12 protein-coding genes are annotated in these 12,834 nt (G+C 72.1%); 6 read left to right on the forward strand and 6 right to left on the reverse strand.

Features of this window, described 5'->3' with window-relative positions; genetic code table 11:
• Window positions 1-241: 241 nt before the first annotated feature.
• From ACIRJR_RS31080 to ACIRJR_RS31100, 5 genes are all read left to right on the forward strand, one after another.
• Complete coding sequence (locus ACIRJR_RS31080; protein WP_403786781.1) at window positions 242-1,795, forward strand: potassium/proton antiporter; 1,554 nt, start codon at window positions 242-244, stop codon at window positions 1,793-1,795.
• A gap of 333 nt (window positions 1,796-2,128) precedes the next feature.
• Entirely contained in the window at window positions 2,129-3,409 is a 1,281-nt protein-coding gene (locus ACIRJR_RS31085) for an MFS transporter (RefSeq protein WP_403786783.1), read from the forward strand.
• A 66-nt stretch (window positions 3,410-3,475) separates the two neighbouring features.
• Window positions 3,476-3,826, forward strand: coding sequence for an FmdB family zinc ribbon protein (locus ACIRJR_RS31090; protein WP_403786785.1), 351 nt, complete (start codon window positions 3,476-3,478; stop codon window positions 3,824-3,826).
• 89 nt (window positions 3,827-3,915) lie between these two features.
• The gene (locus ACIRJR_RS31095) at window positions 3,916-4,761 is read left to right on the forward strand and encodes an S-methyl-5'-thioadenosine phosphorylase (protein ID WP_403786787.1); all 846 of its coding nucleotides are present in this window, start codon (window positions 3,916-3,918) and stop codon (window positions 4,759-4,761) included.
• Between the two features lie 391 nt (window positions 4,762-5,152).
• On the forward strand, window positions 5,153-5,716 hold the full coding sequence (locus ACIRJR_RS31100) for an RcpC/CpaB family pilus assembly protein (protein ID WP_403786789.1): 564 nt from the start codon (window positions 5,153-5,155) through the stop codon (window positions 5,714-5,716).
• Between the two features lie 259 nt (window positions 5,717-5,975).
• Here ACIRJR_RS31100 and ACIRJR_RS31105 read toward each other — a convergent pair whose 3' ends face one another.
• From ACIRJR_RS31105 to ACIRJR_RS31130, 6 genes are read right to left on the reverse strand one after another with little or no spacing between them, the layout of a single operon-like run.
• Complete coding sequence (locus tag ACIRJR_RS31105) at window positions 5,976-6,194, reverse strand: hypothetical protein (RefSeq protein ID WP_403786791.1); 219 nt, start codon at window positions 6,192-6,194, stop codon at window positions 5,976-5,978.
• Between the two features lie 21 nt (window positions 6,195-6,215).
• Window positions 6,216-6,620 carry a hypothetical protein gene (locus tag ACIRJR_RS31110; RefSeq protein ID WP_403786793.1) on the reverse strand — a complete coding sequence of 135 codons (405 nt, stop codon included), beginning with the start codon at window positions 6,618-6,620 and terminating at the stop codon, window positions 6,216-6,218.
• On the reverse strand, window positions 6,617-7,357 hold the full coding sequence (locus ACIRJR_RS31115) for a ubiquinol-cytochrome c reductase iron-sulfur subunit (RefSeq protein WP_403786794.1): 741 nt from the start codon (window positions 7,355-7,357) through the stop codon (window positions 6,617-6,619). Before ACIRJR_RS31115 ends, ACIRJR_RS31110 begins: the two co-directional genes overlap by 4 nt.
• Entirely contained in the window at window positions 7,354-7,956 is a 603-nt protein-coding gene (locus ACIRJR_RS31120; RefSeq protein WP_403786796.1) for a 4Fe-4S dicluster domain-containing protein, read from the reverse strand. The genes ACIRJR_RS31115 and ACIRJR_RS31120 overlap by 4 nt, the downstream gene beginning before the upstream one ends.
• A 7-nt stretch (window positions 7,957-7,963) precedes the next feature.
• A complete protein-coding gene (locus ACIRJR_RS31125; protein WP_403786798.1) occupies window positions 7,964-10,288 on the reverse strand; it encodes a molybdopterin oxidoreductase family protein in 2,325 nt (774 codons plus the stop codon).
• Window positions 10,285-11,442, reverse strand: coding sequence for an MFS transporter (locus tag ACIRJR_RS31130; protein ID WP_403786800.1), 1,158 nt, complete (start codon window positions 11,440-11,442; stop codon window positions 10,285-10,287). Before ACIRJR_RS31130 ends, ACIRJR_RS31125 begins: the two co-directional genes overlap by 4 nt.
• 174 nt (window positions 11,443-11,616) lie before the next feature.
• Between ACIRJR_RS31130 and ACIRJR_RS31135 the strand changes: the two genes are divergently transcribed.
• Window positions 11,617-12,828 carry a P1 family peptidase gene (locus tag ACIRJR_RS31135; protein ID WP_403786802.1) on the forward strand — a complete coding sequence of 404 codons (1,212 nt, stop codon included), beginning with the start codon at window positions 11,617-11,619 and terminating at the stop codon, window positions 12,826-12,828.
• Window positions 12,829-12,834 lie beyond the last annotated feature (6 nt).

A 12,834-nucleotide genomic window follows, 5' to 3' on the forward strand; every position in this document is an offset into this window, starting at 1 on the left:
CAGGAGCAACCATAGGCGCCCCGCCGAAGCCACTCGGACGCGGTATGGGGATGCATCCATTTGCGCACCCGTTCGCACGGACACTCGAAGGCATCAAGGAAGCGTTAAAGATTAGGTAAGGTAACGAAGTACTGGCCACCGGAGGACGATCCGGACGGCGTACACAGGGAAGGAACGGACCCTGACTGTCCACGCGCTCAACGAACTTCTGCTCGTCTGCTCGGTCGTCCTGCTGGTCGCCGTGGCGGCCGTACGCATCTCGTCCCGCAGCGGGCTCCCCAGCCTGCTCCTGTACCTCGGCATCGGTATCGCCATGGGCCAGGACGGCATCTTCGACGTCAAGTTCGACAACGCCGAGCTGACCCAGGTGATCGGCTATGCCGCCCTGGTCGTCATCCTGGCCGAAGGCGGGCTGGGCACGAAGTGGAAAGAAGTGAAACCCGCCCTGCCGGCGGCGGCCGTCCTGTCGACCGTCGGTGTGGGCATCAGCGTGGGCGTCACCGCGAGCGCGGCGCACTACCTCGTCGGCCTCGACTGGCGGCAGGCCCTGATCATCGGCGCCGTCGTGTCGTCCACCGACGCCGCGGCCGTCTTCTCCGTCCTGCGCAAGGTCCCCCTGCCCTCCCGGATCACCGGCGTCCTGGAGGCCGAATCAGGCTTCAACGACGCCCCCGTGGTCATCCTCGTGGTCGCGTTCTCCACCGTCGGCCCCGTGGAGCACTGGTACGTACTGGTGGGCGAGATAGCCCTGGAGCTGGCCATCGGCGCGGCGATCGGCCTCACGGTGGGCTGGCTCGGGGCCTTCGGGCTCCGCCACGTGGCACTGCCCGCGTCCGGGCTCTACCCGATCGCGGTGATGGCCATCGCGGTGTCCGCGTACGCGGCGGGCGCCATGGTCCACGGAAGCGGCTTCCTCGCCGTCTATCTGGCCGCGATGGTCCTCGGCAACTCCAAGCTCCCGCACTGGCCGGCCACCCGGGGATTCGCGGACGGTCTCGGCTGGATGGCGCAGATCGGCATGTTCGTCCTGCTCGGCCTGCTGGTCACGCCGCACGACCTGATCGCCGACTTCTGGCCGGCCGTGGTCGTGGGGCTGGTACTGACCGCCGTCGCGCGTCCGTTGTCGGTCTTCATCAGCCTGGCGCCGTTCCGGCTGCCGCACCGCGAGAAGGCCCTGATGTCCTGGGCCGGGCTGCGCGGCGCCGTGCCCATCATCCTCGCGACCATCCCGATGGTGTCCGGGATCGAGGGCAGCACCCGGGTCTTCAACATCGTCTTCGTGCTCGTCATCGTCTACACGCTGATCCAGGGACCGACCCTGCCCTGGCTGGCGAAGGCCCTGAAGATCAGTGACGACCCGTCGGAGACGGCGGATCTCGGGATCGAGTCGGCTCCTCTGGAGCGGCTGCGGGGGCACCTGCTGTCCGTCGCGGTCCCCGGCAGTTCCAGGATGCACGGCGTGGAGGTCGCGGAACTGCGCCTGCCCGCCGGGGCCGCCGTCACCCTCGTCGTGCGCGACGACAAGAGCTTCGTGCCCGCGCCCTCGACCGTGCTGCGGCGCGGGGACGAGCTGCTGGTCGTCGCGACCGATCCGGTGCGCGACGCGACCGAGGCACGGCTCCGCGCTGTCGGCGAGGGCGGCAAGCTGGCCGGCTGGCTGGGGACGGGCGGGGCGGGCCGACCGGGCCAGGACCCCGCGGACACCCCGCACCTCCTGAGGCTGGCCAAGAAGCTGGGCAGGGGCGGCGAGGACCGGCCGAGGGACAAGGCGGGCGCCCGGCGGGGCGGCCACTGACCCCGGGGGCGGTCTGCGGCGGGCCGGGGTCGCAGGCCCGGAGCTTGCGCACAATCGCAGGTGCGCAGGACCCGGTACCTGTAAGATGAAGGACCGGATCTCTTGATCCACTCGATGTGAACCTGATCCACCCTGATCGACCAACTCTGCCTGATGCAGAGCTGGCGCGACCGTATGGCGGTCGTGGCGTTCTTTCGCCTCTGCAGCGAGCGCCCGGCATCTACCGCAGTTCCGCGCGAAGAGGACAGCTCTCGGCAGCTCACGGACGCCCACGCACCTGGTGCGAGGGCAGCCCGAAGGGCACGGCCACCAGGCGGCAGAAAGGCATGGACCGTGGCGTCCACGGTCTCCGACCGCCCCGGTTACGGGCAGTTGCTGCGCACCCCGGGTGCGTGGACCTTCCTCCTTCCGGGCTTCGCCGCCCGGCAGCCCTTCGCGATGCTGACCATCGGCATCGTGCTCCTCGTCCAGCACACCACCGGCTCGTACGGCAGTGCGGGCGCCGTGGCCGCCGTCTCCGGCGTCTCCATGGCCCTGTTCGCGCCCCAGAGCGGCAGGCTCGCCGACCGGTTCGGCCAGCGTGCCGTGCTGCTCCCCGGTGTCCTGGTCCACGCCGGCTCCGTCGGCGCCCTCACCGCGCTCGCCCTGGCGGACGCCCCGCTGTGGGCGCTGTTCCTGGCGGCGGTGCCCACCGGTGCTTCCATCCCGCAGATCGGCCCGATGGTGCGGGCCCGCTGGGCGGCTCTGCTGGGCCCAGCCCCGGGACGCCCCGCTTCACCTCTGATGGCCACGGCCGCCGCCTTCGAGTCCGTGACGGACGAGTTCACCTTCGTCGTGGGCCCGGTGCTCGCCACGGCGCTCTGCACCGGCGTGCACCCGGCGGCCGGACTGATCGCCGAGGCGGCGCTGACGCTGCTGGGCGGCGTCCTGTTCGCCGCGCGGCGCTCCACCCAGCCGCCGCCCCGGGCCGCGGCCACGGCGTCCGCACCGCACCGCTCGGCACTCTCCGTACCCGGCGTGCGGGTGCTGGCGGTCACGTTCCTGGGCATCGGCGCCGTCTTCGGCGGCATGCAGGTCTCCCTGACGGCGTTCTCCGAGGAGATCGGCAGGCCCGGCGCCAACGGGCTGCTGTACGGGGTCTTCGCGGCCGGCAACATGCTCGCCGGAATCGCCTGCGGGGCCATCGCCTGGAAGAGCAGCCCCCGCCGCCGCCTGATCGTCGGGTACGTGGCCCTGACGCTGACCGCTTCCGGTCTCTGGGCCGTGCACTCCGTGCCGCTGCTGGCGGGCCTGGGACTGCTGGTCGGACTGTGCATCGCTCCCGCCCTGATCAGCGGCTACACCCTGGTCGACGCACTGGTGCCCGCGTCGGCCAGGACCGAGGCCTTCACCTGGCTGACGGGCTCGGTGGCCCTCGGCCAGGCGGCAGCCGTCACGGTGGCCGGGCAGCTCGCGGACGCCCATGGCGCGAGCACCGGTTTCGTGGTCCCGCTGGTCGGTACGGCGCTGGCGCTGGCGACCCTGCTGGCCATGCGTTCACGGCTGGCACCGCGGGCCGCGGGCCGGACCGTGGCACGTGGTATCGGTCACCGCGAGCCGGTCACGGTGGACTGAGCGCTCGGAATACGTCACTATGGAACATCGTTAGCACTCACTGAGTGAGAGTGCCAGGAGGAGCAAGTGCCGACTTACCAGTACCAGTGCACCGAGTGCGGCGAGGGCCTCGAAGCGGTGCAGAAGTTCACCGATGATGCCCTGACCGTGTGCCCGAACTGCGAGGGACGCCTCAAGAAGGTGTTCTCGGCCGTCGGCATCGTCTTCAAGGGATCCGGCTTCTACCGGAACGACAGCCGCGGCTCCTCGTCGAGCAGCACGCCGGCCACGTCGGCCCCCAAGACGTCGGACTCGTCCGCCGGTTCGTCCGCTTCGAAGACGGAATCGAAGTCGGAATCGAAGCCTGCCGCTTCGGCTTCCTCCGGGGCCTCCTCCTCGGCTTCTTCCACGTCGTCGAGCGGCACGTCGGCCGCCTGAGGCGCCTCGCGTACCCCACACGTCTCACCCGGACCCCACTGATCGACTCGGTGGGGTCCCGGTCGTGTGCGCCCGGTTAGTGTGACCGCATGGTGAACGAAACGGGTACAGCGGAGATCGGCGTCATCGGCGGATCGGGTTTCTACTCCTTCCTGGAGGACGTGACCGAGATCAAGGTGGACACCCCGTACGGGGCGCCGAGCGACTCCGTCTTCCTCGGTGAGCTCGCGGGCCGCCGGGTGGCCTTCCTCCCGCGCCACGGCCGCGGCCACCACCTCCCGCCGCACCGGATCAACTACCGGGCCAACCTCTGGGCCCTGCGCTCCCTCGGCGTACGCCAGGTACTCGGCCCGTGCGCCGTGGGCGGCCTGCGCCCCGAGTACGGGCCGGGAACCCTGCTCGTGCCGGACCAGATGGTCGACCGCACGAAGGCCCGCACCCAGACGTTCTACGACGGTGAGCCCCTGCCCGACGGAACCGAGCCGAACGTGGTGCACCTCGGCTTCGCCGACCCGTACTGCCCCCAGGGCCGCAAGGCGGCCCTGGCCGCGGCACGCGGACGCGGCTGGGAGCCGGTGGACGGCGGAACCCTGGTCGTGGTCGAGGGCCCCCGCTTCTCGACTCGCGCGGAGTCGCGCTGGCACGCGGCGATGGGCTGGTCGGTCGTCGGGATGACGGGACACCCGGAAGCGGTGCTCGCCCGTGAACTGGAGCTCTGCTACACGACGCTGACTCTGGTGACGGACCTCGACGCGGGTGCCGAGGCCGGCGAGGGGGTCAGCCACGGGGAGGTCCTGGAGGTGTTCGCGGCCAACGTCGACCGGCTGAGGTCGGTGCTCTTCGACGCGGTGGCGGCGTTGCCTCCGAACGAGGGCCGCGACTGCGTCTGCACCCACGCCCTGGACGGGGTCGAGCCGGGCATCGAGCTGCCGTAGCCCCGCGGTCCCGGCGGCCCCGGGACGGCCGGCACCTCGGCGCGGGCCGGCTGCGCGGGCGCGGCTGGTCACGGGCGCGGGTCGACTGCTGCGCGGGCGCGGGCGCGGGCGCGGGCCGGCTGCGCGGGCGCGGCTGGTCACGGGCGCGGCTGGTCACGCTGGCTCGGGTCGGCTGCTGCGCGGGCTCGGGTCGGCTGCACCGGCGCGGCTGGTCGCGCGGGCGGCTCCGACACGTACGGGTGACCGGCTTTTCCACATCGTGGGGGCTGTCCACAGGGCCGAGCGGGATCGCCGCGGACCATGGATCGTGAGGGGAGTTCGGCGGGGCACCGTCCCGCCGGACTCCTCGCGCGTTTCTCGCGGATCTCCCTCACGCCAGGTGGTGTTGGCCATGTTTCCCTCGGTGCCCGATACACGTCCCGCGCCTCCGCCCGCGCCCTGCGGGGTCCCGCCCTTCGGGCCCCTCCGCGTGCGGGGCGGTGGTGGGCGACGGATCCGGCGGGCCCTGCGCGGGCAGCGCCGGGCGCTGGCCGCCGGGTTCGCGTTGGCCTCGGCGGTGCTCGCCGCTTCGGGGCTGGGCGGGGAGAAAGGGGCCAGCGCCGTTCATGGGGATGCGCCGCCGGGCCCCGAGCGGCAGGGCGCGCGGCTGGTCTCCGCTCCGGTGCGGATCGCCGACGCGGCGACGGTCGGACTGCTCCGGCCCGGCGATCGCGTCGACGTGATCGCCGCGGTCGACGGGGACGCCGACGCCGAAGTGGTGGCCCGCGACGTACGGGTGGCCGAGGTCCCCCGCGGCGCGGGCGCCGAAGAGGCTTCCTTCCCCGAACCGGACGGTGGGGCGAGTCCGGGAAGCGGCGCACTGGTGGTGCTGTCGGTGGAGCGGGACACCGCGGCGGCCCTGGCCGGCGCCGGTGCCTCAGGACGGCTCGCGGTGGCGGTGTCCCATGCCGAATAGGACGGGCGCCTCGTCAACTCACGCTTCGGGTGTACGCGATTGGACGGTGCCGCCCACCGACGCCCTGTGCGGCCGGGCGTCCATCTCCCCCGACGGCACGCGCAGAGGAAGGCTCACGGGTGAGCAAGCAGAAGGCCGGCCCGCCGGAGAGGCTCAGAGCCCTTCCGGTGCGGGGCGATGTGATCGGGCCGGCGGTTGCCGCCGTCATCGGCCGTCGTCGTCGGTGGCCGTCGCCACCGGCCGCCGCCGGATGCCGGGATCAGATGTGGTGGGGCGGCTTCTCGTCGAGGAAGCGCGCCAGGTCGGCCGCGCCGCCGGCCGGAGCCCGCTCGCCCCACCCACGGTCCGTGTCGTCCGAGGACTGCCGGTCCAGCGGATCGTCGAACACCAGGGCCGGCGGCTTGGGCCGGGGCTCTTGCGGCGGCTGCTCCTGCGGCGGCTTCGGCTCTCGCGGTCCGGAAGCGGGGGCGGTACTCATACGTCCAGGGTACGGCCGGGCTCAGCGGTCCTTCGGATCGAGCAGCCACAGCCCCAGCACGACGAGGAACGAAAGGCACAGGAAGCCTGCGCCCCACCAGGCCGTGCTCGTGTTGCCCTCCATCCACACGTTGACGACCTCGGTCAGCGCCCACAGCTGTCCGACGACGACGCTCAGCGCCAGCACCAGCCGGGCCGTCAGCTTGGCGGAGCGCTCGGGTTCCTGCTCCGAGCCCGCCCCGGGGCCGGGGCCGGTGTGGCGCACCCGGGGATCGGCGTAGCCGCTGGTCGGCCGGATCTGGGGATAGCGGTCGCGGACGGGGCGGTTCAGCTCGGCGCGCGCGCTGCCCGGCAGGTATTCGGGATACGCCGATCCGGTGGAGCTGGGGGGCCGCGGCGGCTCGACCGGGTCGAGGGGCTCGGTCATACCCCCCTCCCCGTGCCCAGGGCGCCGGAGGGAGCCTGTGCGGAGGGAGTCCGCGCGGGTGGCGCCTGCCCGGGCGACGCCGGGGCAGGCGGTGCCTCCGCGCCGCCACCGGTTCCGGGACAGCCGATCCGTTCGGCGAGATCCGGGCGGTCCTGGCGCAGCTGGCGGCAGAGCCCTTCCTCGACGCTCTCCCCGGAGCGGGTCGTGCCGACAGCCCAGATCGTGCCGTCCTCCAGCTCCGTCAGGGCGACCTTGGGCAGTCCGCGGGGTGGCGGACCGGCTGTGACCTCACCGGTGCGCGCGTCGAAGACACCCTCGTGGCACGGGCAGTAGAGCTCGCCCTCGGTGCCCCGGTCCTTGCGCCAGAGCACGGCGCAGGCCAGGTGGGTGCAGACGGCGGAGTAGCCGACGAGCGTGCCGTCGTCCATCCGCACGGCGACCGCCCGGTCCTCGTCTCCGGGGTAGCGGAAGGCGAGGGATTCTCCGGGCAGCAGCTGTGCGGCGATCCGCTTCGGCGCCGGCGCCTTCCCGTCCTCCGTCTCACCGTGCCGGTGGAGGACGCCGCCCGCCACGGCCAGCCCGCCCACGGCGAGACCGCCGGAGACGGTCGCGACGATCCGCAGGTAGTCGCGCCTGGTCGTCAGCGAGTCCGCTGCGATCCTGTCGTGCAGCGCCTCACGGGGGTCGTTGCCCGAGCCGTGGTCGGGACCCGGCTGCTGCTGTTCGGTGACGCTCATCGGCGGACGTCCTTCCCGTTGATCTCGACGACGGGAAGCCCGCCGGGCACAGGCCACTGGACCCGCTCCGCGGGCACGACCATGGCCACACCGGTGCGGACCTCGCTCTCGCCGAAGACGAAGGTGTCGGCGACCTGTACACCGGGGCGCTCCGCCTGGAGCTCCTCGAGGGTGCCGTAGAAGAGCGCCCCGGTGGGACAGACCGTGGCGCACATCGGGGCGAGCCCGTAAGCGGTGCGGTCGTAGCAGAGGTTGCACTTCATCTGGAGCTTCGCCTGGAGGTCGATCTTCGGGACGCCGAAGGGACAGGCGTTGACGCAGTTGGCGCAGCCGATGCAGCGGGTGGTGTCGGCCTGCTGCACGACACCGTCGGCGGTGACGAGGATCGCGTCGGCCGGGCAGACCTCGGCGCAGGGTGCCACCGGGTCCTCACAGTGCATGCAGACCGTGGGAAGAGAGGCGACGGAGGTTCCCTCGTCGGTGTAGTCGAGGTGGATCATCGACTTGCCGCGGTGCGAGTCGCATTCCCTGCAGGCGGAGACGCAGGCCTGGCAGCCGATGCAGCGCCCCGGGTCGATGAAGATCGTTCTGCCCATCATCCGGGCATCAGCTCCTTTCCGATGTGCCGCGGCCCTGCGGGGCCGAGGGCGGCAACGGGTCGGTACGGGAGACCTGGGTCTCGGGGTAGGCGACGTGGCCGGGGGCGACGGGGGGCGCGGGGACCTCGTCGATCGCTCCGGCGTGCTCGATGCGGCAGGCGCAGACCTTGTACTCGGGGATCTTGGAGCGGGGGTCGAGGGCGTCGATGGTGAGCGCGTTGGCCGCTGTCGGGACGGGCCAGTGGTAGGGGATGAACACCGTGTCGGGCCGGATCGCCTCGGTGACCAGTGCGGGGAAGACCTCACTGCCGCGCCGGGTGACGACCCGGACGGGTTCGCCGTTGCGGAAGCCGTGGGAGGGGTGGACCTCCGCCCAGGGTCGCGGGGTCTGCTCGACGAGGGCCCCCAGCCGCCGGGTCTGGTTGCCCGAGAGGAAGTGGGCGACGGTGCGTCCGGTGGTCAGCGTCATCGGGTGCTCGTCGTCGTACGGGTCGGCCGGCGGATGCCACTCGACGACCTGCATGTGGACCTTGCCGTCGGCGTGGTAGGTCCTGCCGTCCTCGAAGAGCCGAGGGGTGCCGGGGTGGTCGGTGGACGGGCAGGGCCAGGAGATCCCGCCGGTCTCCTCGAGGCGTTCGTAGGTGATGCCGGAGTAGTCGATGATCGTGCCCGCGGATGCTCTGCGCAGCTCGTCGAAGACCTCGCGGGAACTGTCGAAGGCGAATTTGTCCCCGGCTCCCAGGCGGCGGGCGATCTCGCACATCACCCACGTGTCGGTCCGCACGCCTGCCGGTGGTTCCTGCGCCTTGTTGTGCTTGACGACGCGGGCCTCGGCGTTGGCCATCACTCCTTCGTCCTCGGCCCAGATGGTGACGGGGAAGACGACGTGCGCGTTGGCGGCGGTCTCGGAGAGGAAGAAGTCGAACTGGGCGTGGAATTCGGTGGCGTCGTACCCCTCCTTGACCACGGCGTAGTTGGGGAGCGAGACGAAGGGGTTGTTGCAGATGCCGATCAGTCCGCGGATCTCACGGCGCTGCATCTGCCAGACCATCTCCATCATCGAGGTCCCGGCGGAGGGGAGTTCGGACTGCTCGATGCCCCAGATCTCGCAGATCTGCCGCCGGTGCTCCTCGTTGAGGATCGAGCGTCCGCCGGGGAGGAGGTCGGCCTTCTGGCCGTGTTCGCGGCCCCCCTGGCCGTTCCCCTGCCCGGTGAGGGTTCCGTAGCCGGCTCCGGGTTTGCCGATGTGTCCGGTGGCGGCGCAGAGGTTGATCACGCTGAGGCAGTTCTCGACGCCCTGCGTGTGGTGTTCGATTCCCCGGGCGTGGAAGGCCATGGCCTTGGGGGCGCGGGCGAACGCGCGGGCGACCTGGACGACCTGCTCCGCGGGGATCCCGCAGATCTCGGCGGCGCGGGAAGGGGGGTACTGGGCGACGCCGGCCTTGACCTCCTCCCACCCGGTGACGTGGTCCGCGAGGTAGGCCTCGTCGGTGAGACCCTCCTCGATCACCACGTTCAGCACGGCGTTGAAGAAGGCCGAGTCGGTGCCCGACTTGAGCGCGACGTGGATGTCGGCGGTGCGCGCGACCGCCGTCTCCCGCGGGTCGACCACGATCAGGGTGGCGCCGCGGTCCCGGGCCCCCCAGACGTACTGGGTCAGCACGGGGAAGCACTCGCCGACGTTGGCTCCGGCGAGCAGCAGGCAGTCGGTGAGCAGGATGTCGGAGAAGGGGTTGCCGGCCCGGTCGATGTTGAAGGCGAGCTTGTTGGCGCCGGCGGCGCTGACCATGCAGAGCCGGCCGTTGTAGTCGACGTGCTTGGTCCGCAGCGCCACCCGGGCGAACTTGCCGACCAGATAGGTCTTCTCCGAGAAGAGGCTCGCCCCGCCGAGCACCCCGAAGGCGTCCCGTCCGTGCTCCTGCTGGATCCGCCTGATCTCGGAGACGGTGAAGTCGAGGGCCTCGTCCCAGGAGACCTCCCGCAGCTCCTCGTCCCGGGAGCGGCGCATCAGGGGGGCGGTGAGCCGGTCGGGGTGGTTGACCTGCTGGTAGGCGCTGATGCCCTTGGGGCAGAGCCGCATGCGGTTGATGTCGTGGTTGCGGGGCTCCACTCCGAAGACCTTGCCTCCGCGGTCCACCCGGAGGTACATCCCGCATTGGACCCCGCAGAAGCAGCAGTGGGTGGGGACGAGCGTCTCGCCGTTCTGGTCGGCGTGCCACCGGTCGGCGGGGATGCCGCCCGCGTCCCGGAAGCCTCGGGTGCCCGGCGGGGCCAGGGCGGGATCGAGGGGGAGGACGGTACGGCCGTCGGCGGCGTGGGGGTCCGCGGTCACTTGAAGCCCTTCTTGACCTGGGTGAGATAGGCGTTGCCGCGCAGTACCCGCTTGCAGCGGGGGCAGTATTCGGCCCATGCGTCGAAGCCCAGTTCGAGGTCGCGCATGGTGCCGCGCAGATTCTCGACGTACGGCCCGGTGTCGATGGGTTGCCCGCAGCGGTGGCAGGCGAAGACCTTGTCGTCCTGGCGCCCGGTGTACTTGAAGAGCTGCATGCCGACCGCTGCCGGGCGCTGCACGATGTGGAAGAACTTCCCGAACGGGATGTAGATGAGGGTGAAGACCACCGACACCATGTGGAGGACCGCCAGGAACTCGTAGCCCCCGCCGTGCAGGAAGATCGACGAGAACGTGAGCAGCAGACCGGTCACGGAGACGATGATCAGGGCGAGCAGCGGCACCATGTCGTAGGCGAACCGTTGTCCGGTGATCGCCCCGCGGTCCTTCATGCGGCGCCAGAGGAAGTACCCGGCGCCGGGGATGACGAGCACGGCGGCGATGTCCAGACCGTGGAACATCAGCCAGCCGACGATGTTCAGCGAGTCGAATCCGATGATCTTGATGCCCCAGACGCGCATCTCGTAGCCAGGCCCGGAGCCGCTGCCGGAGGTGAAGGTGAACCAGCCCCAGGTCAGCGGGAAGGTGATCAGTGCGGCGAGGATGCAGCCCCAGAAGATCAGCTGGTGGGCGGCCCAGCGCGCGTGGGAGCGGGCGCCGAGGAACTTCTGGAAGCCCAGGTAGGTCGCGGCCATCTTCGGCAGGGCGGTGGGTGCCTTGCGGAAGTTCTCGGCCGAGAAGAGGCTGCTCCAGCCTTTCCTGAAGAGCCGTCGGGCGCCGGGCGCCGAGACCCAGACCGTGTAGCGGTAGGCGACCCCGAAGGCGAGGAAGACCGTGGCGACGGCGTACGGGAGCAGCGCCGAGTCGAAGTCGTGGAGCAGGCGGCTGCCGAACACGATCGCGAGAATCAGGAGGCCGGAGACGACCGTGCCCGCGAGGGTCGCGCGGCCGTGGACGGAGCGCGGAAGTCTCCGGGCCGCCCTCACCGCGACGGAGGGCTCCGGTCCGGCGGTCCGGGCGGCCGGACCGCCGGACGTACCGGCGGGGGCACCTTGCTCGGACTGCTCGGCGGCGGGCGGTTCTGACGGCTCGGTCACGTGGCCACCGTAGGACCGCGTGGGGCGATCAGTCCCGTTATGCGCCCCTATGGTGTGACCGCGTCGCCCAGGTGGCCCGCGTGCCGGCCGGAGCCGCGGTACGCCTCCGCTCCCCCGGCCGCCGCCTGTACGTTCGCCGGTACACAGCACCACCGCACCCACGAGGAGTTCGTCATGCCCGAGGAGACGACCGAGGCACCGCCCGCTCCTGGCCCCCTGGACGCGCTGACGGACGTGGCGGGGCTCCGCGTCGGGCACGCCTCTGTTCCGGGTGAGGGCGCCCTGAGCGGGACCACCGTCGTCCTCGCCCCGGAGGGCGGGGCCGTGGCGGCGGTCGACGTACGCGGAGGCGGGCCCGGCACCCGGGAGACGGACGCGCTCGACCCCCGCAACCTGGTGCAGCGGATCGACGCGGTCGTCCTCACCGGCGGCAGCGCCTACGGGCTCGACGCCGCGTCAGGCGTGATGGCCTGGCTCGAGGAGCAGGGGCGCGGGGTCCGGGTCGGCCGGGACCCCTCCCAGGTGGTCCCGGTGGTGCCGGCGGCCTGCCTCTTCGATCTCGGCCGGGGCGGCGACTGGCGGGCCCGCCCCGACGCCGCGACCGGCCGGGCCGCCGTCGAGGCGGCCGCCGCTTCGGGACAGGGCGCGCGGGTCCCGGAGGGGACGGTGGGCGCCGGTACGGGCGCGGTGGCCGGCCGTCTCAAGGGAGGCGTCGGGACGGCGAGCGTGCGGCTGGCCTCCGGAACCACGGTGGCCGCCCTGGCGGTCGTCAACGCGGCGGGTTCTGTGGTCGATCCACGCACCGGGGTGCTGTACGGGGAGTACGGCGCGGGAGAGCCGCCCGTGCCCCCCGGACCCGCGGTCCACCAGGCCGCTCTCCACCGGCTGGCGGAGATCCGGCGCGCACAGGAGGCCGCGGCGGCGGAGCACGGCACCCGGGAGGACGGAGCGGGGCAGGTCGGGGCGGGGCAGGACGGAAAGCGGGCGGACGGAGCACGCGGAAACGGAGCGGGGGCGGACGGAGCTCAGGGAAACGGGGTCTTCAACACGACGATCGCCGTCGTCGCCACCGACGCCTCCCTCACCCGCGCCCAGGCGCAGAAGCTCGCGGGCACGGCGCACGACGGGCTGGCGCGCGCCGTCCGCCCGGTCCACCTGCTCACCGACGGGGACACCGTCTTCGCGCTCTCCACCGACCGGCGGCCGTTGCCCCCGGAGCCCGTCGCGGCACTCAACGACATCCTGGCCGCCGGGGCCGACGCCTTGGCCCGCGCCGTCGTGAAGGCCGCCAGGGCGGCTCGCGGAGTCGACGGTCCCGGAGGCACGTACCCGTCGTACAGCGAGCTCTACGGCGCATCGGGGGACTGCCGGGAACCTCTCGCGTGAGACCGC

This window comes from Streptomyces sp. NPDC102402 (assembly GCF_044765765.1).
Classification (GTDB): Bacteria; Actinomycetota; Actinomycetes; order Streptomycetales; family Streptomycetaceae; genus Streptomyces.

Coding starts and splice junctions, on each gene's coding strand:
- ACIRJR_RS31105 (WP_403786791.1), bottom strand. CDS start 6,194: ATGAGTACCGCCCCCGCTTCCGGACCGCGAGAGCCGAAGCCGCCGCAG.
- ACIRJR_RS31095 (WP_403786787.1), top strand. CDS start 3,916: ATGGTGAACGAAACGGGTACAGCGGAGATCGGCGTCATCGGCGGATCG.
- ACIRJR_RS31115 (WP_403786794.1), bottom strand. CDS start 7,357: ATGAGCGTCACCGAACAGCAGCAGCCGGGTCCCGACCACGGCTCGGGC.
- ACIRJR_RS31110 (WP_403786793.1), bottom strand. CDS start 6,620: ATGACCGAGCCCCTCGACCCGGTCGAGCCGCCGCGGCCCCCCAGCTCC.
- ACIRJR_RS31100 (WP_403786789.1), top strand. CDS start 5,153: ATGTTTCCCTCGGTGCCCGATACACGTCCCGCGCCTCCGCCCGCGCCC.
- ACIRJR_RS31120 (WP_403786796.1), bottom strand. CDS start 7,956: ATGATGGGCAGAACGATCTTCATCGACCCGGGGCGCTGCATCGGCTGC.
- ACIRJR_RS31135 (WP_403786802.1), top strand. CDS start 11,617: ATGCCCGAGGAGACGACCGAGGCACCGCCCGCTCCTGGCCCCCTGGAC.